Origin of the sequence: Trichocoleus sp. ST-U2, from assembly GCF_039961875.1 — a bacterium.
GTDB lineage: Bacteria > Cyanobacteriota > Cyanobacteriia > Cyanobacteriales > FACHB-T130 > FACHB-T130.
This window is the reverse complement of record NZ_JAMPJY010000033.1, coordinates 49,188-74,073: the sequence shown is the minus strand read 5'-3', so window position 1 is coordinate 74,073 and position 24,886 is coordinate 49,188. Positions and strand designations below refer to the sequence as shown.

At 47.8% G+C, this 24,886-nt stretch carries 26 protein-coding genes, 1 tRNA gene and 1 pseudogene; 14 read left to right on the top strand and 14 right to left on the bottom strand.

What is annotated here, in order from left to right; translation table 11 throughout:
• A pseudogene (locus NC996_RS19995) lies at window positions 1-394 on the top strand (transposase); the annotation flags it as partial.
• Window positions 395-604: 210 nt separating this feature from the next.
• Here NC996_RS19995 and NC996_RS19990 read toward each other — a convergent pair.
• From NC996_RS19990 to nadA, 3 genes are all read right to left on the bottom strand, one after another.
• Window positions 605-1,294 (bottom strand): TIGR04283 family arsenosugar biosynthesis glycosyltransferase, encoded by a 690-nt coding sequence (locus NC996_RS19990; protein WP_190687246.1) that lies wholly within the window; start codon window positions 1,292-1,294, stop codon window positions 605-607.
• 3 nt (window positions 1,295-1,297) lie between these two features.
• A complete protein-coding gene (locus NC996_RS19985; RefSeq protein WP_190687248.1) occupies window positions 1,298-1,912 on the bottom strand; it encodes a TIGR04282 family arsenosugar biosynthesis glycosyltransferase in 615 nt (204 codons plus the stop codon).
• Window positions 1,913-2,102: 190 nt separating this feature from the next.
• Complete coding sequence (nadA, locus tag NC996_RS19980; protein WP_190687231.1) at window positions 2,103-3,077, bottom strand: quinolinate synthase NadA; 975 nt, start codon at window positions 3,075-3,077, stop codon at window positions 2,103-2,105.
• Window positions 3,078-3,422: 345 nt separating this feature from the next.
• Between nadA and NC996_RS19975 the strand changes: the two genes are divergently transcribed.
• From NC996_RS19975 to NC996_RS19965, 3 genes are all read left to right on the top strand, one after another.
• A complete protein-coding gene (locus tag NC996_RS19975; RefSeq protein WP_190677513.1) occupies window positions 3,423-4,358 on the top strand; it encodes a TIGR04168 family protein in 936 nt (311 codons plus the stop codon).
• Window positions 4,359-4,402: 44 nt separating this feature from the next.
• Window positions 4,403-4,487, top strand: a tRNA-Ser gene (locus tag NC996_RS19970).
• Between the two features lie 110 nt (window positions 4,488-4,597).
• The gene (locus NC996_RS19965; protein WP_190415128.1) at window positions 4,598-5,059 is read left to right on the top strand and encodes an MgtC/SapB family protein; all 462 of its coding nucleotides are present in this window, start codon (window positions 4,598-4,600) and stop codon (window positions 5,057-5,059) included.
• Between the two features lie 55 nt (window positions 5,060-5,114).
• On the opposite strand, the gene NC996_RS19960 is transcribed toward NC996_RS19965, so the two are convergent.
• The gene (locus NC996_RS19960; RefSeq protein ID WP_190687230.1) at window positions 5,115-5,699 is read right to left on the bottom strand and encodes an NAD(P)H-dependent oxidoreductase; all 585 of its coding nucleotides are present in this window, start codon (window positions 5,697-5,699) and stop codon (window positions 5,115-5,117) included.
• Between the two features lie 285 nt (window positions 5,700-5,984).
• Here NC996_RS19960 and NC996_RS19955 point away from each other — a divergent pair, with 285 nt between their 5' ends.
• Window positions 5,985-6,158 carry a hypothetical protein gene (locus NC996_RS19955; protein ID WP_190687229.1) on the top strand — a complete coding sequence of 58 codons (174 nt, stop codon included), beginning with the start codon at window positions 5,985-5,987 and terminating at the stop codon, window positions 6,156-6,158.
• Window positions 6,159-6,218: 60 nt separating this feature from the next.
• On the opposite strand, the gene NC996_RS19950 is transcribed toward NC996_RS19955, so the two are convergent.
• Complete coding sequence (locus tag NC996_RS19950) at window positions 6,219-7,007, bottom strand: SAM-dependent chlorinase/fluorinase (RefSeq protein WP_190427529.1); 789 nt, start codon at window positions 7,005-7,007, stop codon at window positions 6,219-6,221.
• Window positions 7,008-7,015: 8 nt separating this feature from the next.
• A complete protein-coding gene (locus NC996_RS19945; RefSeq protein WP_190687228.1) occupies window positions 7,016-7,174 on the bottom strand; it encodes a hypothetical protein in 159 nt (52 codons plus the stop codon).
• Window positions 7,175-7,204: 30 nt separating this feature from the next.
• On the opposite strand from NC996_RS19945, the gene NC996_RS19940 reads away from it, so the two are divergent.
• Together NC996_RS19940 and NC996_RS19935 are read left to right on the top strand one after the other, a co-directional pair.
• On the top strand, window positions 7,205-7,531 hold the full coding sequence (locus tag NC996_RS19940; protein ID WP_199292014.1) for a hypothetical protein: 327 nt from the start codon (window positions 7,205-7,207) through the stop codon (window positions 7,529-7,531).
• A 2-nt stretch (window positions 7,532-7,533) separates the two neighbouring features.
• Window positions 7,534-7,758 (top strand): hypothetical protein, encoded by a 225-nt coding sequence (locus NC996_RS19935; protein ID WP_190428966.1) that lies wholly within the window; start codon window positions 7,534-7,536, stop codon window positions 7,756-7,758.
• An 82-nt stretch (window positions 7,759-7,840) separates the two neighbouring features.
• Here NC996_RS19935 and NC996_RS19930 read toward each other — a convergent pair whose 3' ends face one another.
• Entirely contained in the window at window positions 7,841-8,560 is a 720-nt protein-coding gene (locus tag NC996_RS19930; RefSeq protein ID WP_190687226.1) for a hypothetical protein, read from the bottom strand.
• Complete coding sequence (locus tag NC996_RS19925; protein ID WP_242037630.1) at window positions 8,560-8,727, bottom strand: hypothetical protein; 168 nt, start codon at window positions 8,725-8,727, stop codon at window positions 8,560-8,562. Before NC996_RS19925 ends, NC996_RS19930 begins: the two co-directional genes overlap by 1 nt.
• Before the next feature lie 75 nt (window positions 8,728-8,802).
• On the opposite strand from NC996_RS19925, the gene NC996_RS19920 reads away from it, so the two are divergent.
• The 3 genes from NC996_RS19920 to NC996_RS19910 all read left to right on the top strand — a co-directional run bounded on the left by NC996_RS19920 (window position 8,803) and on the right by NC996_RS19910 (window position 12,581).
• Window positions 8,803-9,534 carry a Nif3-like dinuclear metal center hexameric protein gene (locus NC996_RS19920; protein WP_190687224.1) on the top strand — a complete coding sequence of 244 codons (732 nt, stop codon included), beginning with the start codon at window positions 8,803-8,805 and terminating at the stop codon, window positions 9,532-9,534.
• Window positions 9,535-9,553: 19 nt separating this feature from the next.
• Entirely contained in the window at window positions 9,554-11,392 is a 1,839-nt protein-coding gene (locus tag NC996_RS19915) for an ABC transporter ATP-binding protein (protein ID WP_190687221.1), read from the top strand.
• 124 nt (window positions 11,393-11,516) lie between these two features.
• On the top strand, window positions 11,517-12,581 hold the full coding sequence (locus tag NC996_RS19910; protein ID WP_190687217.1) for a DUF3466 family protein: 1,065 nt from the start codon (window positions 11,517-11,519) through the stop codon (window positions 12,579-12,581).
• A gap of 92 nt (window positions 12,582-12,673) precedes the next feature.
• Here NC996_RS19910 and NC996_RS19905 read toward each other — a convergent pair whose 3' ends face one another.
• Window positions 12,674-13,939 (bottom strand): FAD-dependent oxidoreductase, encoded by a 1,266-nt coding sequence (locus NC996_RS19905; RefSeq protein ID WP_190687214.1) that lies wholly within the window; start codon window positions 13,937-13,939, stop codon window positions 12,674-12,676.
• Between the two features lie 23 nt (window positions 13,940-13,962).
• Window positions 13,963-14,703: an NADH-quinone oxidoreductase subunit NuoB gene (nuoB, locus tag NC996_RS19900; RefSeq protein WP_190687211.1), complete on the bottom strand. Its 741-nt coding sequence runs from the start codon at window positions 14,701-14,703 to the stop codon at window positions 13,963-13,965.
• A gap of 98 nt (window positions 14,704-14,801) precedes the next feature.
• On the opposite strand from nuoB, the gene NC996_RS19895 reads away from it, so the two are divergent.
• The gene (locus tag NC996_RS19895; protein WP_190687208.1) at window positions 14,802-15,032 is read left to right on the top strand and encodes a hypothetical protein; all 231 of its coding nucleotides are present in this window, start codon (window positions 14,802-14,804) and stop codon (window positions 15,030-15,032) included.
• Window positions 15,033-15,205: 173 nt separating this feature from the next.
• Here NC996_RS19895 and NC996_RS19890 read toward each other — a convergent pair whose 3' ends face one another.
• The 3 genes from NC996_RS19890 to btpA form a co-directional block, all read right to left on the bottom strand.
• Window positions 15,206-17,362, bottom strand: a complete 2,157-nt coding sequence (locus NC996_RS19890; protein ID WP_190687205.1) for a CHASE2 domain-containing protein — start codon at window positions 17,360-17,362, stop codon at window positions 15,206-15,208.
• A 359-nt stretch (window positions 17,363-17,721) separates the two neighbouring features.
• A complete protein-coding gene (locus NC996_RS19885; protein ID WP_190687202.1) occupies window positions 17,722-18,666 on the bottom strand; it encodes a vitamin K epoxide reductase family protein in 945 nt (314 codons plus the stop codon).
• A gap of 162 nt (window positions 18,667-18,828) precedes the next feature.
• On the bottom strand, window positions 18,829-19,671 hold the full coding sequence (gene btpA, locus NC996_RS19880) for a photosystem I biogenesis protein BtpA (RefSeq protein WP_190415113.1): 843 nt from the start codon (window positions 19,669-19,671) through the stop codon (window positions 18,829-18,831).
• 339 nt (window positions 19,672-20,010) lie between these two features.
• Here btpA and rimO point away from each other — a divergent pair, with 339 nt between their 5' ends.
• The 3 genes from rimO to thrC all read left to right on the top strand — a co-directional run bounded on the left by rimO (window position 20,011) and on the right by thrC (window position 24,198).
• A complete protein-coding gene (rimO, locus tag NC996_RS19875; protein ID WP_190428665.1) occupies window positions 20,011-21,336 on the top strand; it encodes a 30S ribosomal protein S12 methylthiotransferase RimO in 1,326 nt (441 codons plus the stop codon).
• Between the two features lie 128 nt (window positions 21,337-21,464).
• Window positions 21,465-22,898, top strand: a complete 1,434-nt coding sequence (locus NC996_RS19870; RefSeq protein ID WP_190428666.1) for a DEAD/DEAH box helicase — start codon at window positions 21,465-21,467, stop codon at window positions 22,896-22,898.
• A 187-nt stretch (window positions 22,899-23,085) separates the two neighbouring features.
• Window positions 23,086-24,198 carry a threonine synthase gene (thrC, locus tag NC996_RS19865; RefSeq protein WP_190428669.1) on the top strand — a complete coding sequence of 371 codons (1,113 nt, stop codon included), beginning with the start codon at window positions 23,086-23,088 and terminating at the stop codon, window positions 24,196-24,198.
• A 94-nt stretch (window positions 24,199-24,292) separates the two neighbouring features.
• Here the strand turns inward: thrC and NC996_RS19860 are convergent, their stop codons facing one another.
• Window positions 24,293-24,871 (bottom strand): hypothetical protein, encoded by a 579-nt coding sequence (locus NC996_RS19860; protein WP_199303172.1) that lies wholly within the window; start codon window positions 24,869-24,871, stop codon window positions 24,293-24,295.
• Window positions 24,872-24,886: the final 15 nt, after the last annotated feature.

Sequence of the window (24,886 nt, the reverse complement as noted above, 5' to 3'; positions counted from 1 at the left end):
GAATTTATCTTAAAAATCAGCCAAAAAGAAGTAAAAAAACAAGTTTATGTAGATGAATCAGGCATAGATAATAGAGAAGATTATGGCTACGGCTGGAATGAAAAAGGACAAAGATTCCACGACTTAAAATCTGGAAAAATCTGACAAACTTCTACCCGAGTTAAAAGCAGGGCAAATGGTGATTTTAGATAATGCCAGCTTTCATAAATCCGAAAAAATTAGAAAAATCATCGAATCGGTTGGCTGTGAACTCGAATATTTACCCCCTTACTCTCCCGACTTAAATGATATTGAGCATTACTGGTTTCCGATTAAAAATCGAGTCAGAAAATCGCTTGGGACTATCGAAGATTTTCGCGAACGAGTAGATACAGCCGTTCGCCTAAGGTCCTAATCTATGCTTCGACTGCTATACTAAGAAGTTTGCACTCAAGAGATTGATTCAAAGGTTTGCTAGAAGTCATTGACGCAGCAGAACAATTTTTCTAGACTAAAAATGGGGAAAGCCGATGGATGAGAATTTAGAACTTTTAGTCTATCTGTTTTGTTCCTCCCTTATCCCGAACTCAGGTTATTTTTATCAAATTTTAGATAAAGGGTCTGCTCACTTCTTAGGACGATAAAATTTAACCAGATGAGATGAGGGAACTCCCAAGAAATAGCCGAGAATTACTATTTGATTAATCAGGGTAGTTTTCAGAACCCCAAGTTTGTGCCAGCGACGGGCTGAAGTCAGTACCGGAGTCGGAACAATAGCAATTCGCCCCAAGCGTCTCAGACAACGGATCAATTCAAAATCTTCCATAATCGGGAGATCGGGAAAACCTCCAATATCGTGAAATACAGAAGCTTTTAAAAAGATAGCTTGGTCGCCATAGGGTAGGGAAAAAAAGCGCGATCGCCAATTCACCATCTTTTCAACTAGACGTAGCGATCGCATTGGAGAATTAATTTTGAGTTCAAAGGCACCCGCAACGGTTCCAGACTGGGCTAGTGTCAACGGAACTAATTTCTCAAACCCAAGCGGTAAAGAGGTATCTGCATGGAGGAATAACAAGATATCTCCTGTCGCAGCCGTTGCACCCGCGTTCATTTGGCAGGCACGTCCAGCAGCCGAAGACAGAACTTTAACGCCCCAGGATTGCACAAGGACAACGGTTTCATTCTGACTTCCCCCATCCACTACGATTACTTCCACATTTTTGACATTCCGAAGACTCGCTAATGTTGACCGAATCGTGTCAGCAGCTTCATTCAAAACGGGAATAATAATGGAAATTCTTGCCGCTTCTATCACTCAAAACTCAAAACTCGTAACTTTTGCAAGATCCTCTGGACGGTCAACATCAAATAGGGGGGGAAGATAAGCAACTGCCAAACCAAGGGAGATAGCGATCGCTACCGTCTTTTCTCGCACCTCCGAGGTTCCCCAGTTGATTCCCTCAAACAATTCTGGAATCATCCGCCGCAACCCAATTAAATAATAGCCGCCGTCCATCGCTGGTCCCAAAACCAAATCATGACCGTTTAGCTGCTCAAATGCTTGCGCCATTATTTTCGCATCCAAACCAGGGCAATCAGTACCGACGATCGCAACGCCCTCTATTCCAGCCGCAAAAGCCGTTTGAAACGCCGACTTCATCCGCTGTCCCAAATCGCCCTCACCCTGCGGCTGATAGATGATATCAGCTCCCAACCAGTCTTCCATCAACTGCTGGTCGCCGCCAGTAAAATAAACTTCCACTCTCGTCGCGCGATCGCTTTGCAGTTCCCTCACCTGCGAGAGTGTATGCTCGGTCATCTGGCGATGAAGATTTGAAGCGCCATCCTCCCCCAAAACTGGAATTAGCCGAGTTTTTGCCTTTCCTGGCTCTGGATAGCGAGTAAAAACGATCAAGCACTCTCTATTCATTGCCATTCAATTCGTTGCTCATTCATCGTTCATTGTTGCTTGTTATACCAAGTCCAATCGATCCCCCGAAATGAAGAACCCCAACCAAGCGATCGCCTGCGTCTCTTACTCCATCTCCCCTCCCTGCAAGCGGGGAGGGGCTGGGGGTGGGGTTCTTTTCCATCAGGTTTCGTTCCCGATCCAACATTGACTAGGCGCTCATTTCCAACATCCGCTGAATTGGACGCAGCGCCGCCACTCGCGTTTCTTCTGGCAAAGTAATTTCTGGTGCCCGATTTTTCATCGCTAAATACAGCTTCTCCAGAGTATTTAACCGCATATGAGGACACTCATTGCAAGCACAGTCGTTCATTGGCGGTGCAGGAATAAAGTGCTTGTTAGGTTCCTGCTTCTGCATTTGATGAATAATTCCCGGCTCAGTCGCCACAATAAATACCTGAGTGGAACTTGCTTGAGAATACTTCAACAGTGCTGAAGTAGAACCGATGTAATTGGCATGGCGCAACACCGACGGTTCGCACTCTGGATGGGCAATCACTTCAGCTTCTGGATGTTCAATTTTTAGCTGGACAATCTTCTTTTCAGAGAAGGTTTCATGCACCATACAGCTACCTTGCCACAGCACCAAATCTCGCCCCGATTGTTCCATTACATATCGTCCCAGATTCCGGTCGGGGGCAAATATAATCGGCTGGTCTTCTGGAATCTGAAGAACCAGTTTAACTGCGTTGGAACTGGTGCAAATAATGTCGCTCATTGCCTTAATTTCGGCAGAGCAATTGATATAAGAAACGACTATATGACCGGGGTGAGCCGCCTTAAATTGAGCAAAAGCATCCGCAGGACAACTGTCTGCCAACGAGCAACCGGCGTTGAGGTCGGGTAAGAGTACCAACTTATCGGGGTTGAGAATTTTGGCAGTTTCCGCCATAAAGTGAACCCCCGCAAACACGATAACATCAGCATTTGTGCTGGCGGCTTTCCGGGAAAGCTCTAAGGAATCTCCGATATAATCTGCTACATCCTGAATATCAGAATCTTGATAGTAATGAGCAAGAATAACAGCGTTTAACTCTTTTTTGAGGGCGTTAATTGCCTCAAATAAATCGTGAGGGAATGCCGCTGTCTGAGCAAAATTACGCTGAGGAAGTGTAGTAGTAAACACAGTGATAATTTTTTGGGGGAATCAAATCGCTAGGCGTGTAATCAGTAATTATAGTTGTTTTTACCAAAACTTGTGGGCAAGTCAGGTCAGAGAAAATTTGCTTTAATATAGCGGTTCTCAATGAGAGCGAGATCCATCTGTCGGAGCGCTCATCGGCTTGTGCTACCTGGCGGTGAATTGTGTCGAAAGTGAACAACGCTCTAGACCCCGACCAACCAGGCAAGTGTTCCTGGCAAAATCAAATCACGCGATCGCTCACCAACAAAAAAAGGAGTTACACCAGAGGATACTGCGAAAACAGGCGATGCTTTTTTATGCTGGAGAAAGACCGACGAGGAAGATAGGATGAGCAATCAGAGGAACCCGGAAAAACCCATCAAAATTGCGGTTGTTGGCGATATTCACGACCAGTGGGACAGCGATGATGAAATTGCCCTCAAGCATCTGGGTGTTGACCTAGTGCTATTTGTAGGGGATTTCGGCAATGAGTCGGTGGATGTGGTAAGAGCGATCGCATCTCTCGAGCTTCCCAAAGCGGCAATATTTGGCAACCATGACGCTTGGTACAGCGCCTCAGATTGGGGCAGAAGTCGGTGTCCCTACGACCGCCAGAAAGAAGACCGGGTGCAGCAACAGATGGATTTGTTGGGAGAAACCCATGTCGGTTACGGTTTGCTTGATTTTCCCGCCCTGAATTTAACAGTTGTTGGGAGTCGCCCTTTTAGCTGGGGCGGAGAAGTCTGGAAAAATGCCCAGTTCTACGAACAACGGTATGGGGTGAAGAATTTCGAGGAGTCAACTGCCCGAATTCTCTCAGCGGCTCAGAGTGCTGCTTCTGAAACGATTATTTTTATAGGTCACAATGGGCCTGTCGGGTTAGGCGATCGCCCAGAAGACCCCTGTGGCAAAGATTGGCATCCTATCGGTGGCGACTATGGCGATCCGGATTTTGCAGATGCGATCGCCCAAACTCGCGACGCAGGGAAAACGATTCCCCTCGTCACCTTTGGTCATATGCACCACACTATGCGCCACACAAAGATCCACTTGCGAACCCCAGTTTATGTCAGCGCAGAGGGAACCGTTTACTTAAATTCAGCCAGCGTACCTCGGATTATCCAAACGGAGACAAACCGCCTACATAATTTCTCTCTCGTCTCTCTGCAAGGCGGTATCGTCTCCCAAGTCTCCCTGATTTGGGTTGGTAAAGACTTCACCGTTGCATCTGAGCAGATTCTTTACCATCGCACCGAGCCAGCGATCCAACCCGTTTTAAGTTAGTAGTAACAAATTCCACAACCTTGATATGATAAAAAAACACACCTGGAGAGGTGGCAGAGTGGTCGATTGCGTCCGACTTGAAATCGGATGAACCGAAAGGTTCCGGGAGTTCGAATCCCCCCCTCTCCGTTAGCGAATAAAAGGGGAATGGTTAGCTCGCACCCATTCCCCTTTTAGTCATCTATATAAACCAGCCTGTAAACTAGACTGGTTGAAACTTCGTTTTTAGTAGCACAACATTGCCACAAACCTACATCCTTTCTCCCAATGATGGCTTAGGAATTTTCTTAAGGCTATGCCTTGCCTTGCTGGTTGGGGCAGTCATCGGCTTAGAGCGCCAACTCAAGAACAAACCAGCAGGTTTAAGAACCCATATGCTGGTCAGTCTGGGTTCAGCATTCTTTGTTCTCGTGCCCCTCCAAATCGGTACGGCACAAGAAAGTGCTGAGGCTCTTGGCAGAGTCATTCAGGGCGTTACAGCCGGGGTTGGATTTTTAGGCGCAGGAGAAATTTTACGCGAGTCTCAGGACGAATCGAAAACAGGTGTTAAAGTTCGTGGACTCACCTCGGCTGCGGCTACTTGGGTTTCCGCTGCTTTAGGAATTGCTGCTGGGTGTGGGTTATGGCAAATGAGCTTAATTGGGGCTTTGCTGTGTTTGGTTGTTCTAAGAGCTTTTAAAAGGTTAGAGCCTCATAAGTAGTTACTTTAATCAAGTTTAGGCTTAGCAAATCAGCGATCGCTCTTAGCGCCATATTTCATCCGTGCAACTTCGCCACCACGTGAGCAACTTTTTCACCTAACTTCTCGACAGACTCTTGCTGTTTGGGATCTTTCATCGTACCGTCGGGATTAAATATTTCAAAAGCTCTAGGCACCGCGATCTGATCGGGAAGAACAATAACTCTAATATTTCCCAGGATGGAGCGCAGGTGGACTAAACAGCGTAAACCGCCCAATCCTCCCGGTGAGGTACTCATAATCGCCGCCACCTTATCCGCAAAAGCCACGAGCGGAGGTTCCTCCGGTGCTGTTGAACGTGACGCCCAATCAATGGCATTTTTCAGAACGGCTGTAATTGAGCTGTTGTACTCCGGAGAAGCGATGAGAAGTCCTTGATGTTCGATCATCAGCTGTTTAAACTTCCGCGCATTTTCAGGCATTCCCTCGCTCTTTTCCAGATCCTCATCGTATAGCGGCATCGGTAGGTCGCGCAGATCCACGTATGTCACCTCAGCTCCCGCTGTCCGCGCTCCGTTCGCAGCAACTTGTACCAGCTTTTTATTGTACGAATCAGTGCGGGTGCTACCTGCAAATGCCAAGATTTTAGGGGTATAAGCCATAGGTGCAAATCAGTTTTGGTGCTACTTCTATCTCTGGTTGATAATAATTCACTAGAGGCGATTTGGGATAGCCAAGATTTGTTAAAGGCGATCGCGTTTTTCGCAGCAGCGCAAAGCAAAGCGGCTCTCGCTTTTATAAACTTCCTGAAGTTCGTTGGAAGTTAACTCCTTTGGGAACATCTTCCGCTGTGATGATATTTAATTCAGCACAGAGAAGGGGTCACGACAACAAACCACCTGGTTATCCTTTGGAAGTACACACTGAATCGGAAGGAAACAACACCGATGAACAAGGCACTACTGACGATTCTCTTGTTTTCGTTCATAGTCTTATTCATTACCGCTCCCTTTGCTGGGCTGGCGATGTTAATGTTTGTTGTCTTAGGAGCGGCATTTATTTCGACGTTCTGGAATTTAGTGCAAGCGCTAATCGGTAATGCTCCGAAAGAGCCGCTATAAATTAAAGATGCCAAATTAAGCCAAATTAAAACTTCAGAAAGGGTAATTTTTAATCCCTTTTTAGAGACGAGTCACTACCTGATTCACGCGGGGTTTGCCGAAGCGTTCCCAAGCATTGCCGCCTCGCAAAAATAATTCCATCCAACGGATAGGCTTTCCATCCTTCGCAGCATTCCAGCCGGAACTTCCCGGTGAAAACGCCAAAGTTCCCTGCGGCACGCGGAAACTGCCGTCAGAGTAGATGGCATCGCTCACGACATCCCCTACCCGAATCACTACTTTTTCTTCCGGTTTTAGGTTGAGGGTATCAGCGGGAATTGTGGTTTTGATGTTCCCGTAACCATCGATCCAGGCAACGCGATCGCTCGGTGCATCGGGGATTTGGCTAGGGTTTAAGACTTCTCCTAAATAGCTAGTATCTCCCTGAGCGATCGCTGCCGCTGCATTAGGAAACACATCCCGCGAACGGAACTGCGACCCGCCTCTAGAAACCTTAACTGTTTGCAAAACTTGAGCATGGTCTTTGATAAAAGAGAGCGTGTAACCAGCAAACACACCCACTACTTTGACGCCATTAGGCAACAGCGCATAAGTTAATCCCTCGCCTTCATTGTTTTGCCGTGCTTCTGGGTCATCTTGGCGAGGAGCGCAGTTGTGATAAATGAGACGCTCTTCGGGACCAGGATTGAGTCCGAGTTGAGCAATCCAGAAACCAGTTGCCAAGGTGCTGAAGGGAGGAACCGAGAGGCAGTGAATCTGGGAGGAAGGTAAAGCCATCAAAAGACGTTGCGTGACCTCTGCAAAAGCTGGATCGCCGGTTCCGTAGTCTGCAATCAGGCTGATGAACATAGCGCCTCTCAAGTGGGGTTTGCTACAGCAATGGTACCTTGTAGCTGGCTTTCTGTAACTGCGGCGATCGCGTTATTGAACACAAAAGCGATCTCGCTGGTGGTGCTACTTTTAACAAAGTACTGCTGATTAGACCAAAAAGCGATCGCGTTTGTTATCGGATACACTCATGAAACTGGAAACAGAGGTCTGAGTGAATGTCTGATATTTATGTCATGATTCGCAATCAGGAGAATCATGCCCTGACTTCAATTGATGGCATTGCCTTTATCGCTTTACTTAGGCAAAATGGGCAAGCGATCGCTCAGGAGACAATTGACCTGATTCATGCAGACGCGGGCTTTGATGACCTGCCAATTGGGCAATACACTGTAGTGGTGAGGCATGAACGGGTTTTACCGCAAGAAGTCCTTCATGATGTGACAATCAGTACGGACGAACAAGTAATCATACTGACATTTGTTTATCTAGAGCCAGCACGGGTACTTCTAGACATTCAAGCTTCTGTAGAAAAGAGATTGTAACCATGACTGTTAAAGCCATCCCGTCATACTCCATTAAAATGTTCCGCTATCGAGTACATTGTCTGTCGCGGGATCTTTGGCAAGCAACAGATCCCGTATGTCGGGTAAATCTGGCTTTACAGTTAGCAGACGCGGCTACATCGCTGGCTAGGCTAGAAGTGCTGGAAGCGCAAAAATTGCAGCAAGTTTCTTCGATCCATCCGATTTCCAGTTCTACCGATCCCTAGCTATAAATTTCAGCGTGAGATGTTGAGAGCGATTGCCTTCTAGCAAAAACAGGGTTGGCGATCGCGTTGTTGGCTCTACTGACTATTTCTGTTCTTTGGATTTCCACTCAAGCCACTTTCTCACAATTACTATGATGAGACGCTGTGCTTCTAGTAAGGACATAGGATTCTTCGGTGGCTCAGACTTCTCAACCCCGTGACGTGCATCATCGCCAATCGCGCCAGGACTCTGAGCCGTCCGAGAGAAGCATTCTGTCTTCTTTTTGGTAGCCCAGCCATCTTCTGTGATTCTTTTACCAACGTCTTCTTGAACGACTTCGTAAACTTTGTAAAGATTAACCCAGTCTTTACGCTCAGTTAAAATCCGAAAAACTTTTTTTATTTTATCGTCTGGCTCTGCACCTGCAATTTTGATCCAAGTTTCTAAGTAGCTAGGGTGTTGGGAAAAGTCCTCACTTCCATCCCATTGGATATCGAAACCGAAGTCTTCAATAGTCCAAGTTGCTGAAAGTAGACACTCTCGATTCCTCTTTCCGTCTTCATCAACTCGAACAATGACATCAAGTGTAAATGGTTTAACATCTCCAAAATAAACCATTGCCGCTGCATTTATCCGCGTCAAAAGTTCAGTGGCACAGGCACACACTTGAACCTCATCTGTTATCAAGTCAAAGCGTGAAGAACTTAGGTAATAACTCCCCTCTTCTTTAATCACACTGCATTCGGGTGAACGAAGTAAATCGGTAAGATTCCTAAGATAGGATTCTTTGCCCTCCAGTAGAACTAGCCATTTCCCTTTCATTAATAACCTCGCCAAATAATAGCCGTCTTGTCATTACTACCATTAACTAACATTTGTTTCTCAGGACTAAAAGCAACAGAGAAAACTATTTCTGAATGCCCTGTGAGGGTGCAAATTTCTTTTCCTCTGCCCAGCCGCCAAATTATGATAGTTTTGTTTTCACTCAATTCCAATGTTAGGGTCAGATTTCGTGCGGATTTAGGTGAAATTCACTCGCAAATACAGTTACACGGGCTGGGAGCATGATAGTTATTGATGATATTGCACAATTTTTAGATCGATTCTTTGCCGTTCATCGCTTTGGTGATGACCAAGGTGGCATTTATCACCCATCAACGCGCCCGATTCGTCGGATAGGATTAGCCTTAGAACCTTGGGCGGGACTAGAAAAATGGGCAAAATCTCAACGAATAGATGCTTTATTTTTACATCGTCCTTGGAAGCTGGAAGCGGGCCAACTCGCACCCGATGTTGGGGTGGTGGCGTATCATCTGGCTTTTGACGAACGAATGACACTGGGTTTTAATCCTCGACTTGCCGATGTGCTGGGGATGTGTGCATTGGAGGTGTTGGGGGAAAAGGAAGGGCGACCGATTGGTACGATTGGGGAAATTGCTGCAAAGAGTTTTGTGAGTTACTGCGATCGCGTTCGGGAAATCTTCGGCAGATACGATAAAACTCTTGCGAGTAGTGAAAGCGACATCCAGCGAGTCGCAGTCGTTGGGGCAATGACTGATGCGCTAATCCGCGAGGCGGCTGTGCGGGGTGCCGATCTATACATTACTGGACAGTTACGACAGCCAGCAGCAGCGGCTGTGGAAGAAACCGGAATCCGCGTTATCGCCGTTGGTCATCGTCGGAGTGAAGAATGGGGATTGCGATCGCTTGCGGGAGTGTTGCGCGATCGCTACTTCAATCTAGAAGTCGTTTTACCGCCTCTAGGGACGATTGCCGTTGCTCGTTCTGATACCTAGACGACGTTATAAATAGATTATGAGTCGTCAGAAATTTAATCTCTTCAGATTGATTGGGCAACGTTTACGCCAATCTTTAGCAGTTTTCCGATATAGCGATCGCGCGATTAGTTTAGTCTGGACTACCAGCCGCATTCTCACGATCGTTCTTGCCGCTTTCACCTTATTCGCCGGTTTGCTACCAGGGGCTGTTGCTTATGTCAGCAAGTTAATCGTCGATGGGGTAGTTTTGGCTTCTCAAACCGGCTTGCAAAGCGATCGCTGGACAGCGTTAGGTTATGTAGGATTAGAAGCGATCGCTGTCCTGTTGCTGGCAGGTAGTCAAAGAGGTCTATCCGTTTGTCAGTCCTTGCTGCGAGTGTTGCTGGGTCAAAGGGTGAATGTCTTAATTTTGGAAAAGGCACTTACACTCAACCTCACGCATTTTGAGGATTCCGAGTTTTACGACAAGATGAATCGGGCGCGGATGGAAGCATCCAGCCGTCCCTTATCGCTAGTCAGCCGGACTTTCAGCTTAATTCAGAGTGGTCTGTCGCTGGTCACCTACGGCGGTTTGCTGCTGCAATTCTCGATTTGGGCAGTGGTAGTCCTGGTTGTAGCCGCCTTACCTGCCTTTATCGCCGAAACGCGCTTTTCTGGGGAAGCTTTTCGCTTGTTCCGCTGGCGATCGCCGGAAACCCGCCAACAACACTACCTGGAAACACTGATTGCGCGGGAAGATTATGCCAAAGAGGTGAAACTGTATCAGTTGGGGCCGATGTTGCTGCAACGCTATCAAGACATCTTCTCACGACTATACGGCGAAGACCGGGATTTAACCTTACGACGAGGATTCTGGGGTTACTTGCTGGGAAGTTTGAGTACCGCCGCCTTCTATGTCGCCTACGCCTGGATTGTCCTAGAAGCGATCGCGGGTCGGATTTCTCTCGGCGACATGACGATGTACTTGATGGTGTTTCGGCAAGGACAGTCTACCTTCTCCGCCGCCCTCACTTCCATTGGGGGAATGTATGAAGACAACCTGTATCTCTCCAACCTCTACGAGTTTCTAGAACAAGACATCCCCAAAACTTGGGGGATGGCAGCTCAGGGTGTACTTCCGAATGATGGGGTGCGTTTTGAGAATGTCTATTTTACCTACCCAGGAAGCCCTCAACCCGCCTTAAATGGAGTCTCGTTACACCTGAAACCAGGAGAAAAACTAGCGATTGTCGGAGAGAACGGGTCTGGAAAAACCACGCTGATTAAACTTTTAACTCGATTGTACGCCCCCGATTCTGGGCGCATCTTACTTGATGGCTTGGATTTGCCGGAATGGGACATTGAAGTGCTGCACCGACGGATAGGCGTGATTTTCCAGAACTTCGTTCGCTACCAGTTCAAGGTAGGAGAGAATGTCGGTGTTGGGGATGTCAACCACTTAGAAGACGAAAAACACTGGGAAATTGCCTCAGAAAAAGGCATGGCGAAACCTTTTATCGAAACGATGACAGACGGGTTTCAGACTCAGTTAGGACGATGGTTTAAAGGAGGAACGGAACTTTCTGGCGGTCAGTGGCAAAAAATCGCCCTTTCTCGCGCTTTTATGCGAACGAAAGCAGATATCTTGGTATTGGATGAACCAACGGCGGCGATGGACGCAGAAGCGGAAGTGATGATTTTTGATCGCTTTCGGACGGTGACAAAAAATCAGATGGTTCTCCTCATTTCCCACCGCTTCTCAACGGTGCGAATGGCTGACAAGATTGTAGTTTTGGAAGCCGGAAAGGTGATAGAACAAGGAAGTCACGAGGAGTTATTGAAAGCTGGAGGACGCTACGCGCGGTTGTTCACGTTGCAAGCAGCGGGATACCAGTAGAAATGACTAATCCGATTGGGGGATTCCGATCGAATTAGCAACTATCGCGAGCGATCGCTAGTCGAGGAGAACAGGCACAACCAATATTTGCCTTTCTCTTGGATTTTTCAGGTATCGCGGAATAATGAATTTCACTCATAAAGCGATCGCTATTTTAGGTATTATTACAGCACTCGGTGGATTAATTTTTGCTGTCCGCGTTACCCTTGAGTCATCAGGCAAGGCACAGCAATCGCAGACACAAATTCCTGTAAATCAACGCTACAACATCGCCAATCTTGATACCCTCAATAGCCGTGCCAGCGTTGCCAAAAAAATTAATAACAACGGTCAAGTGGTTGGCTTTTTTAACCCGAACGATAGTACCCAAAAGGCCTTCATCTATCGTGATGGCAACATGACCGAAATCAATAGTCTGGATAGCCGCTACAACGCCGCTACGAGTATCAATGAGAACGGGGAAATCGTCGGTGTAATGACCTTTACTGATGACAACTATCGCGCCTTTTTGTACAAAAATGGCAAGACAATTGACCTCGGCACCCTTGGGGGTAAAAGCAGCGATGCTAGAAGTATCAATGGTAAAGGTCAGGTTGTCGGGTTTGCTGATACTCGCAACGCGCAAGCGCACGCCTTCCTGTACAGCGAGGGCAAGAAGATTGACCTCGGCACCTTCGGGGGCGCGAATAGCTACGCGAATGACATCAATGAAAACGGGCAAGTCGTTGGTTCCGCAGAGAATCGCGATCGCATTCCCAAAGCTTTCCTCTACAGCGGCGGTCAAAAAACTGACCTCGGTACGTTAGGCGGACAAAGCAGCACCGCTAACAGTATTAACAACCAAGGTCAGATAGTTGGTGTGGCAGACACCGCGAATCATCAACCTCAAGCCTTCCTCTACAACAATGGCAAAATGACAAATCTCGGCACCTTAGGCGGACAAAGCAGCATTGCTAACAGTATCAACAATCTTGGGCAAGTAGTCGGTGAAGCAGAGAATGCCAGCCGCATCCCTCGCGCCTTCCTTTACAGCGGCGATAAAATGATTGACCTGAATCACGTCATTCCGGCTGATTCGGGTTGGAATTTAACCAGTGCTACCGACATTAGCGATCGCGGAGTCATTGTCGGCATCGGTACTTATCAGGGCAAAACCCAAGCTTTCCAGTTGACACCCTTTGCACGCTAATACCGTTTTACGACTTGCCCGCAAGAAATCTCCCTAACGCCTTTAAAAAAGAGCTGTACATCGCTACAAGTCTTTAAACAGTGCGATTCAAGTTAAGTTGCTTCTAAGCTTTTCTTGATGCGAACGGGCCAAACACCAAAAGCAATCAAACGCGCTGGGATGTCGCGCAAAATCGGTAAACGAAGCAAGAATGGCGGCTTAAATGTCTGCGTTGAATCAATCGCCCTCGCAATAACCCGCTGCTGAACCAAAGACTGGAACGCTTGGATAATCCGCGTCGGCAACTCCCGCTGGCGCTGTACTTTTGCCAAGTCGCTTTCTTGCACCTGTCCTTTTTTCAGCGGCTCACTCAGCACATTTGCCGCGACCACGGCATCCTGAATCGCGTAGTTAATGCCAACTCCACCAACTGGCGACATGACGTGAGCCGCATCACCAATCAGCAGCAAACCAGGGCGATACCAACGCTTGACGCGACTTGACTCGACGGTAAGCAGCGCTACTTGACTCCAATCATGTAATTCTTGCATCCGGTCTGCAAACAGGGGTGATGTCTCAGCTACAGACTGACGCAAAGTTTCTAAACCCGCTTCCCGCAACTGTTGATAGCTACCCTTAGGAATCACATAACCAACCTGCCAATAATCAAAGCGGTTCAGCAGAACCAAAAGGCGACCGCCAGCAACGCGCCCCATTGTCTCTTCGGGATCGTCAGCTTTGCGAGACAAGCGGAACCAAAGCACATCCATTGGTGGTGAAGTCTTGATCGGTTCCATCCCGGCTAATTGGCGGATGCGAGAGAAGCGTCCGTCTGCACCGATGGTCACTTGACTTCGCACTTCATGCCAGCCACCATTTCCCCGGTAGCGTACACCCTGGATAACTCCGTGTTCCTCAATCAACTCCTGGACGTTCGCCCCCATCACTAGCTGAAAATTTGGATAACGTTTCGCTTCTTCTGTGATGAATTCCAGGAAATGTACCTGCGGAAGCATGGTGATATAGGGGTACTTCGTCTTCAAATGACTGAGGTCAACAAATCGAATCGGCCCCTCAGTTGTCATCAGGGTAAGGCTAGGAACCTTTGTGTGACGCATCTGCAACAAGCGATCCGCCAAACCGAGTTCATCCATGATTTCCATCACCGATGGATGAAGTGTGTCTCCCCGAAAATCGCGGTCAAAATCCTTGTGTACCTCCAGCAACATCACCGGGATGCCTTGACGGGCTACGAGAAGCGCTAGGACAGCCCCCGCAGGTCCTCCACCGACAATGCAACAGTGTGTTTGGTGTACATCGAGAATGTCGTGGGTCGTGGCGGGTGTCTCGGTCTGCACAGAAGTTGGAATTGTGTTCATCTTAAACACCTCTTGAAATCAGTTCAACTAGAGGCGATCGCTTCTGTTTCTAAAATCGGCTGGGAAAGAATAGAGGCTTGCATTTCCATCGTTGCAACTAATTCTTTGGGTGCATTCACCCGACTGGGGGACTCTAAATATTCACCCGTAACAGCTGGCGAAACTGCCTTCATCTGGTGACGAATGCTGTGGTATCGATGAGTCTGAGCAATAATATCTCGCTCTTGCATCGAGTCATTGGCAATTTTCTTCCGCAGTTTAATAATTGCATCAATCACGGCTTCTGGTCTGGGAGGACAACCCGGCAGATAAACATCGACCGGAATCAACTTATCGACTCCTCGCACCGCTGTTGGTGAGTCTGCGCTAAACATACCACCGGTAATCGTGCAAGCACCCATTGCAATGACGTACTTGGGTTCTGGCATTTGTTCGTAGAGGCGCACCAATGTTGGAGCCATTTTCATAGTGATGGTGCCTGCGGTAATCATCAAGTCAGCTTGACGAGGACTTGCCCAAGGTTTCAAGCCAAATCTGTCAAAATCAAAACGGGCTGCAAACATCCCCATCATTTCAATAAAACAGCAGGCAGTCCCAAACATCATAGGCCACAAGCTGGAGAGGCGTGCCCAGTTGTAAAAATCGTCTACGGTTGTCAAAACGACATTTTCAGAAAGACTATGGGTAATCTCAGGTCGTTGAATAGGGTTGAGGAGTTGAGTTTTTTGATTGTCAGGTTCAATAATGGTTGCTGTTGGATTCATCTTTTCCTCCTTTAGCTCAATCTATAAACGCTTGCATCGAGAATGTTGTGGGTCTCGATCCGCATAGAAGTTGGAATTGCGTTCATCTTGAACACCTCGTGAAATCAGTTCAACTAGAGGCGATCGCTTCTGTTTCTAAAATCGCTGGGGAAGAACAGAAGCTTGTATTCCTATCGTTGCAACTATTTCTTTGGGTGCATTCACCCGACTGGGCGATTCTAAATATTCTCCAGTCAAAATCAAAACGGGCTGCGAACGTCCCTTCCATGAAGGCAAAAGCACCCCTGAACAGGATAGATCATAGACTGAACAGGGTTGCCCGGTTGTAGAGGTCATCTACGGTTGTCAAAGCAATATTTTTAGAAAGACTACGAGTAATTTTAAATTTCTTTATTGATTAATGAATTCGTTATTCTTTAATAGTAACTGTTTCATAACTAATGAGCAAGGGCATTTTTATTAATTAACAACGAGTAAACTTCAACTCCTCAAGAAAATAGTATCAGAAGAATTGAAATCGATTGCGACCCTGTTCTTTAGCACGATACATAGCAGAGTCTGCATTTTTAATTAAGGTATCTACAGTGTTCCCATTAAAAGGATAAATGCTAATACCAATACTGACAGTTACGAAGATAGTTTGTCCGTTGAGAATGAAAGGCTGAGATAGGGTTGATAAAGTCTTTTCTGCAACTCTGGCAGCATCTTGAACTCTACTAATTGCAGGTAAAATTACTGTAAATTCGTCACCACCCAAACGCGAGACGGTATCGCTGCCGCGCAAGCAACCCGTGAGTCGTTGAGCGACCATCCGTAACAGCAGGTCGCCCATGTCATGTCCGAGGGTGTCATTAACCTGCTTAAAGCCATCCAGATCAAGAAACAAAAGAGCAAACAACTGGTTATTACTACTACCCCATTCTAGAGCTTGAACCATGCGTTCATAGAATTGTTTACGGTTAGGTAGACCAGTCAGTGGATCGTGATAAGCCAGATGACGCATCTGGTCTTCTGAAAGCTTTAATTCGGCGTTAGAACGGATTAACTCTTCTGCCGTTCGTTTCAACTCTTCTTCTATCCGCTTGCGTTCAGTGATATCTCGGATGACACCAACTAAAAAAATATTACCGGCAGCATCTTTGTGGAGCGATCGCTTGGTAGCGATTAGGTGAGTTGTACCAAAGATATCCGTAAATTCTTCTTCATTTTCTTGCTCCTCACCACCTTGTAAAACTTGCTCATTGTTCTGCCAAAAAACTTCAGCCTCATGTTTAGGAAAAAACTCATAAGCAGACTTTTTAAGTAAAGTTTCTAGGGGATAACCAATAAATTTGCAATATGCCTGATTTAAAATAATCCAACGATGTTCTTTGTCTTTGACAAAAATTGGATCGGGGATGGTGTTAATCACCTTCTGCAAAAACTCTTTAGAGCGTTTTAACTCCTCCTCCAAATAAGCCAGATGACTCACGATCGCGATCGCAGACCCTACAAGCCCCAGGAGTGGAGGAATCAGCGGTATCCACCAACCGAAGAGAAAGGCCAGGTAGGAAATACCGAGCAATCCAGCCCCAGCCGCTAAAATACTGAGACCAGACTTTCTAGGGAGACGCAATCGCCAACTAATATAGGCACCTATCCAGGACCAAACCAAAATCCACAAGGCTTCCACGAGATCGGGCCAGATGTTGATTAAGGAACGTCCGTCCAGAGCAGCGCTCAGGAGCGCACTGGTAAAATTGGCTTGGAGTTCGACACCTGAAATCCTTTGTGCGCCTTGGTTGAGACGGCTACTGTAAGGGGTGTAGAAAAAATCCTGGAGGCTGGGTGCGGTTGAACCAATCAACACAATGCGATCGCGTAGAAGGCTTGGTTGTACCCGGTTTTCCAGAACATCTACCATTGAAACAATCTGAAAGCTATTGGGTTGCTTAAAGTTGGCTAATATTTGATAACCCTGGGCATTAGCCGTCACATAAGCCCCATCATTTGATTTAAAAACTGGGAAGACACCCCTACCTAGCTGTAGGTAATCGGGGTTCACGCGCGACGGACTCGGAGTAATTCCCTTTTCCTTCAAATAAATCAACGCCAACTGGAGCGCAAAACTTGTATGTAGTTTGTTATCTACGTGTGCATATAAAAAGCTACGGCGCACCTTACCATCAGCATCAACGACCACATTATTAAAACCAACTTGCTGGAGACGGTTTAGTACTGGGGATGGTGGAACACCCAAGCTTTTTTCAGTCTTCAATAGTTCAATTCCGATCAAGTTAGGGATCGTTTGAACAGCTTTGATGAATTCTACATGACCGGGTGGTACTGGGAGATCGCGATAAATATCCAGACCAATCGCTCGTGGCTCAAAGGCATTTAGTTTTTGTACTAAAGTTGCCATGACTGCGTCAGGAATGGGCCATTGTCCTACGTGCTTTAAGTCTTTTTCGTTAATTTCGACAATTACCACGCGCTCGTCTATTGGTTCTGAAGAACGCAAAAGAAACATCTGGTCTAAGGCTGCCAACTCCCAGGATTGAAACAGTCCAGCCATCCGCAGGATAATGATGCAGCTTGCAACAGCCGACGAAGCGATTGGTACTCGGCGCTCTTGTTGAAGCTGTTGCTTCAATCTTGTCCATATACTTTTTTTTACCATCGACCTGGTTGCAGGGTTATCCAAACAATTTTGTTGTATACACCATCGTGATACAACTTTCCTCAGTATGTGTAGATGGCTCGGTGCAAACTTTAAGTCTGGTCAATGAGAGACTTTTTCAAAATCAGAGTTGCTGATTATCCTTTCTTCAATACTAAGACAGCAGCGTTGTCGCTGTTTTGGCTATCCGTAAAGTGCTAAATAATTGGATGATGAAACGATACCCCATCATGCCAAAGATTTTGCCGTAGAAGTATTCGGTTTTAATTTTAGCAACTGCTGAAAAGACCAAATAATTCTACGGCAAATATCTTTTTTTCCGTTTCGGGTGACATCGCTATTTTCTATGGCACCCAAATTTAAAGTCCCGGCAAGGAGTTCTGAAAGTTGCGAGGTCCTGTATAACCCGTTAAATCAGCCAGTGTCTCTAAAGATTTCACACCTGGATCGACCAATTTACCGTTGACTTCCCAGCTGGGGTAGCTTTGAATTCCCGCTTTTTGGCAGATTTCCGCCTGCTTTTGTGGAGCATTGGGATCGGCACACTCAACGTAATTGACTTGGCTGAATGCCTCTTTCCCAAACAATTGCTTTTGATCGTGGCAGTGAGAACACCAGAAAGCGCCGTACATCTTTGCTCCTGCCGCTTCAAGATGTTTCGCTAAAGCAACTTCTGCGGAGCTAGAGACGGTGGTAATGGGAAATGTTTGCGATCCGGTGGTGGCAGAGCCACCCCCTGAAGCAACTGGTGACTTCACAGTGGCATAGACGCCCAGAGTGCTAACTAGGGCTACCATTGCCACGACGATCCCGGTAAAAAAGAGTTGTCCCCAGTCCTCCCAAGCGCGACCGATCAAGGTCAGCACTAACAAGCTAAGGGAGAAGAAAGCGGAGGCAAGACAGTAGAGACAAACGGCTTTGATTTCAAATGCCAGTAGATACATCAAGTAGCCGCTGAAAACCGTCATAGCGGTGCCACCGGCAAATAATAGCAACCATGTCCAGTTTTCTAGTTGAGAATGCAGGTCTTTTTTTTCAACTGGGTTGGCTGCCATTGGAGCGAGGGCAAAAGCGACCATGCTGACATAAGCCAGCAAGCCAAACAAAGTTAAGGGAACACCAAATACGGTGGCGTAGGGGCTGGAGAGGACTTGATTGCAACCGCTGGTGGGACAGGCAGCAGAGCCTCCTGTTAGCTTGACTACGGTTAGATAGCCTGTCACTAAGGCACCTAAAATAGCGATCGCCGCAATCAGCAGACGCGACCAGCGATGAATCCAGGGAGTAGAACGTCGGCGGCTCATGTCAGAACTGAGGTAGGAGGGCTGAGAAGTGAGATAGAAACCTGAAGCGCGAAATTATCGCAGGTTAGAGAACTCAGTAAAAAGTTTTGAGATGTTAGTTTTTTGGAGTTAATTTAGAAAACCAACAACTAAAAACTAACAACTAACAACTGCAACTAACAACTAATAAGTGACCGAAGAAACTGGCTTGGGTTCCGCTTTGGTCGCAAAGCTGCGTCGGGTTGCTTCCACAAATTGGCTGACCCGGATCGGGTCAATGGGCTGCTCGATCCGCCCGTGGCGCTTGAGAGAGCTGGAAACAATCACGCCATCTGCGGCTTGCATCAGCGTAGAAATATTTTCCCAGTTGGCACCACTGCCGATAAATACGGGCGTCCCGTTGGCAGCGGCGGTTGCTAGTTCCAAGTCTTCTAGACTCGGAGGGCTACCCGTCGCCCAGCCACTTAAAATGACGCCATCTGCCAAACCCCGCTCAATCGTCTCTTGCACTGCTGTGGTCAGATTCGGGGAACCTAAAGGGCGACCGTGCTTGACTAAGACATCTGCCAAAATTTTTACATTACTGCCCAATTCCCGACGGTAACGGAGCAATTGATGCGCCTCGCCCTCAATCAGCCCTTGGTCAGTTGCCATGACCCCGGTGAGGACGTTGACGCGGATAAACTGAGCGTGGACGCAGGATGCAATTGCGATCGCGCTATGGGCATCATTGCGTAATACATTAATGCCTACAGGTAACGTCACCAAGTTCATGAGCCGCTGGATAATCAGTGTCATTGCACTAACGACCGCTGGATCTACCTGGTTTTTACTAAAAGGGGCGTCAAAGAAATTTTCCACAATAATGCCGTTCACGCCTCCAGCAGATAGCGCGGTCGCTTCCTGCTCAGCTCGATCGATAACCGCTTTCAGGCTACCTCCCCAGCGGGGAGATGTCGGCAGCGGCAGAAGATGAACCACGCCAATGATGGGATTCGGTGTCTTGAAGATTTGATTTAAGTCCACTTGTCTACCTGAAAACACCGGCGAATTCTTGCTACACCTGTCGGTTCTTCTCCTCCAAGCAGCAAAAATAGCAGTGAAATGAATCGCATCTTGGATGATGCCATTCTAGAATTTTATCTAGAATGGAGACAGGGGTAGATACCACTATCCAGTTCCCTACTCTGGTTGGTGAGTGGAAGATAGATTCTTCAACGACTCAACTCCTATCTTCATACCCAAACCCGATCCTCCCAGTTTGACACTCACGTCCCACTGGGTAATACACTGCTGTGCCAAGAATAGGGTATAATATTTTGGCTTCAGCTTCTAACAGAATTTCTTTAGCCGTATCTAAACCGCATGGGCAATAAGCCAACAATTGCAATTTCTCACTTGGGCTGCGAAAAAAACCGTATTGATACCGAACATATGTTAGGTCTGTTGGTACAGGCAGGGTACCAGGTAGACAGTAATGAAGAATTAGCAGAATATGTTATAGTTAATACATGTAGTTTTATTGAGGCTGCAAGGACAGAGTCTGTCCGCACCTTAGTAGAACTGGCGGAAGCGAACAAAAAGATTGTAATCACAGGCTGCATGGCGCAGCACTTCCAGGAGCAGCTGCTGGATGAATTGCCAGAAGCAGTTGCCGTGGTGGGCACCGGCGATTATCACCAAATCGTCGATGTGGTTCAACGAGTGGAAGGCGGTGAACGGGTCAAGCAAGTTTCAGAGCTGCCGACCTACATAGCCGATGAAACAACGCCTCGCTACCGCACGACATCGGAAGGTGTCGCGTACCTGCGGGTAGCGGAAGGATGTGATTACCGCTGCGCGTTCTGCATTATTCCCCATCTCCGGGGAAATCAGCGATCACGCTCCATTGAATCCATCGTCGCCGAAGCCCATCAGCTAGCCTCGGAAGGAGTCCAAGAGTTAATTCTCATCTCCCAGATCACTACCAACTACGGTCTGGATATTTACGGGAAGCCAAAACTGGCGGAACTTCTACGGGAGTTGGGAAAGGTTAACATTCCGTGGATTCGGATGCACTATGCCTATCCCACAGGCTTAACACCAGCCGTCATCGAAGCAATTCAGGAGACTCCTAACGTATTGCCTTATTTGGATTTGCCGTTACAGCACTCCCACCCGGAAATTCTCCGCGCCATGAACCGACCTTGGCAGGGACAGGTAAACGACCAAATTATTGAGCGGATTAAAACAGCTCTGCCTGATGCTGTACTGCGAACCACTTTCATTGTCGGGTTCCCTGGCGAAACGGAAGAGCATTTTGCACACTTGCTACAGTTCGTCCAGCGCCATGAATTTGACCATGTAGGTGTGTTTACTTTTTCTCCAGAAGAAGGCACCCCTGCCTTCACCTTGCCCAATCAACTGCCCCAAGAAGTCATGGATATCCGTAGGGATGCCTTGATGGAAGTTCAGCAGCCAATTTCCTTGAGAAAAAATCAAGCTTGTGTCGGCAAGATGGTTGATGTCTTGATTGAGCAAGAACATCCAGAAACTGGGGAATTAATCGGTCGATCTGCCCGATTTTCTCCGGAGGTAGACGGATTAGTCTACGTCCAAGGCGACGTCCCATTAGGTTCTATAGCATCGGTGGAAATTACAAGCACTGACATCTACGACCTGTATGGTCATGTCGCCAAGCCCGAAGCATGAAGAATGACAACTCAAGAATGAAGGCTGAAGAACCAAGGCAAATATTAATTCATACTTCAAACTTCATACTTAAAAACTTCATACTTCGCAATTCACAATTCTCGAACACTAACAACTAACAACAAATTATGACCCTTTCGTTCACAAGCCTAGGCCTTTCAGAAGCTCGCATTCAGCAACTAGAAAAACTAGGCTTCACTGCGCCCACACAAATTCAATCCCAAGCCATTCCTCATCTGTTGGCTGGTCGGGATGTGGTGGGACAATCCCAAACTGGAACCGGCAAAACAGCGGCTTTTTCGCTGCCGATTTTGGAACGGATCGACATTAAAAATCCCGCAGTCCAATCGCTGATTTTGACACCGACGCGGGAATTAGCTCAGCAAGTTGCTCTGGCAATTCGCAGCTTTAGCAACGAGCGGCGGTTGGGCGTGCTGACAGTATATGGCGGTCAAGCTATCGACCGGCAGATCCAGCGCCTCAGACAGGGCGTTCAGATCGTAGTTGGAACCCCAGGACGGGTGATTGATTTGCTCAACCGGGGAGAGCTTAAGCTCGATCAAGTCAACTGGCTGGTATTAGATGAAGCCGATGAAATGTTGAGCATGGGCTTTATTGATGATGTAGAAACCATCCTCAAGCAAGTCCCCACCGAACGTCAGACGGCATTTTTCTCGGCGACAATGCCGCCGACCATTCAAAAATTGATTGCGAAGTTCTTGCGATCGCCAATGAACGTCTCTGTGGAGCAGCCCAAAGCCGCTCCCTCCCGGATTAACCAGGTGGTGTACATGGTGCCCCGCGGCTGGTCAAAATCTCGCGCCTTGCTGCCCATCCTAGAACTAGAAGATCCCGAATCTGCCCTAATCTTTGTGCGGACACGCAAGACAGCCGCAGAACTGACCAACCAACTGCAAGCTGCCGGTCACAGTGTAGACGAGTACCACGGCGACCTCAATCAACAAGCCCGGGAACGGCTGCTGATGAGGTTCCGCCAACACCAAGTGCGCTGGGTAGTCGCCACCGATATTGCGGCGCGGGGTTTAGACGTTGACCACCTGAGCCATGTGATTAACTACGATCTGCCAGATAGCGTGGAAAGCTACATCCACCGGATCGGGCGTACAGGTCGCGCTGGTAACGCAGGAACAGCCATTTCCCTGATTCAACCGATGGATCGTCGGAAATTGGTGCTAATTGAGCGCAAAGTCCGACAAACCCTGAAAATCGTCCAAATTCCCACACGGGCGGAGATCGAAGGACGACGTCTGGAAAAACTGCAAGCTCAAGTACGCGAAGTATTGAGCGGAGAGCGCATGGCTTCATTCTTGCCTGTCGTGGCGCAATTGAGTGAAGAATACGACGCCCATGCGATCGCGGCAGCAGCACTACAAATGGTGTACGACCAAACTCGTCCCTCTTGGATGTCCAGCGAACAAGAGACACCAATGGACGATCGGGGAATCTCTACTAAGCCAAAGCTGATTAAGCGTCCCAAACCAGAAGTGAAAAGCGAGAACACAGAAGTCAGAAGGCAAAAGCCTGAAGAAATCCGCAATTAAAGTAGCGTAGAAAACGAAAATTTCTTCTAGCTTCTGTTGAAGGAGAGAGAATAAATGACAGGGGTGAACTTCTCCCCGTCTCCCCTCTCCATTTTGAGAAGAGTGGGTTTAGTTCAAGGGTCGGTTTTTTATAGACAAACTCTGGAGCGAACCCACTTTGGCAATCCCTTTCCCCTCTCTGACTCCTGTGGCTTTAACTGTATCTGCTGCGAATTCTCCTGCCCTAAGTAACCCTGTTGGACGGCAGTCCTGGCCTGGACTGATTGAGGCATATCGGCAATATCTGCCGGTGACGGACACAACGCCAGTCGTAACACTGCTGGAGGGCAATACTCCATTGATCCCGGTTCCCGCGATCTCTCAGATTGTGGGTAAACAGGTGCGCGTGTTGGTGAAGTATGACGGTCTCAATCCCACTGGTAGCTTTAAAGACCGGGGGATGACGATGGCAATTTCTAAAGCAAAGGAAGCTGGTGCCAAAGCCGTCATTTGCGCCAGTACCGGCAACACTTCAGCCGCTGCTGCTGCCTATGCCCGTCGGGGCGGAATGCGAGCGTTTGTATTGATTCCCGATGGTTACGTGGCGCTAGGCAAGTTAGCTCAGGCGTTGCTGTATGGGGCGGAAGTTTTGGCAATTAAAGGAAATTTTGACCGGGCGCTTGAAATTGTACGGGAGATGGCAGAAAATTACCCCGTCACGCTGGTGAACTCGGTAAATCCCTATCGCTTAGAAGGACAAAAAACTGCTGCTTTTGAAGTGGTAGAAGCGTTAGGAAATGCTCCCGATTGGCTGTGCATCCCCGTAGGGAATGCCGGAAATATCACAGCATACTGGATGGGATTTTGTCAATACCATCAGGAAGGGAAATGCGATCGCTTGCCCCGAATGATGGGATTCCAAGCGTCTGGCGCATCTCCCCTGGTTACAGGTCAGGCAGTGCCGAATCCAGAAACCCTGGCAACCGCTATTCGCATCGGTAATCCTGCTAACTGGGAACGGGCGATCGCTACGCAACAAGCCAGCATGGGTCAGTTCAATGCGGTAACAGATGCCGAAATTCTAGAAGCCTATCGTCTCTTGGCATCCGAAGAAGGCATTTTCTGCGAACCGGCTAGTGCGGCTTCCGTCGCTGGACTTCTGAAAGTAAAAGATCAAGTTCCCGCAGGCGCTACCGTAGTGTGCGTCCTGACTGGGAATGGTTTAAAAGACCCAGATACGGCAATTAAACATAGCGAAAATTCGTTTAAACAGGGAATTGAGCCAGATTTAGCGACCGTGGCTCAGGTAATGGGATTTTGAGTAGTTAGGCTCAGTTTCATTAGATTATTTCTGAAGTGTGCGCTCCCTCCAAACCTTCCTTATTGCGGTGGTTAAGGAGGGAACTTTACACCTTTTAAGCTTTTGAGCCGGGATTGCGCCCCTCCTCTTCTTGTGAAGACGGAGGGGTTTGTTTATTGTTTTTGCTAGCTTGAGTACTTACTCCTACCCACTGACCGCGCGGAGCTGATTGGCCTGATGCCGCTGGTTGGCGGGTTATGCGCTCCCGACTAAGTCGATCGAGGGTATCCCCAATCGCAGTCGTTAAACTTCTGCGGGTTTGTGCATGATTGGTCTGCTCAGATTTTAAAGCCTGGGTAAGGCGATCGCGCTCAACCATCGCCTCGGTTAGTTTCGCTTTCAACTCCTCCAAATTTTCTAGTTGTTCTACTTCTGCACGAATCGCCTCCACAGCACCCGGGTTGTCCTCTGTGGGTTGCGGTGAACTCTGGAGTTGCCGTAGTTGACTTTTGAGCTTTTCAATCTGTTGTTGAGCTAGCTTTGCCTCAGTTCGGCGTTGCTGCGCTTCTGTGTTATACAGTTGACGCCAGTTTGCCGCACTTTCCAAAGCCGCATCGCGATCGCGCTCTAACTCTGCTAGCTGCTGTTTCAGGGTCTTAATTTCAGCCAACCACTGCGCTACCTCGTGGGCCATTAATAACGACTCCTC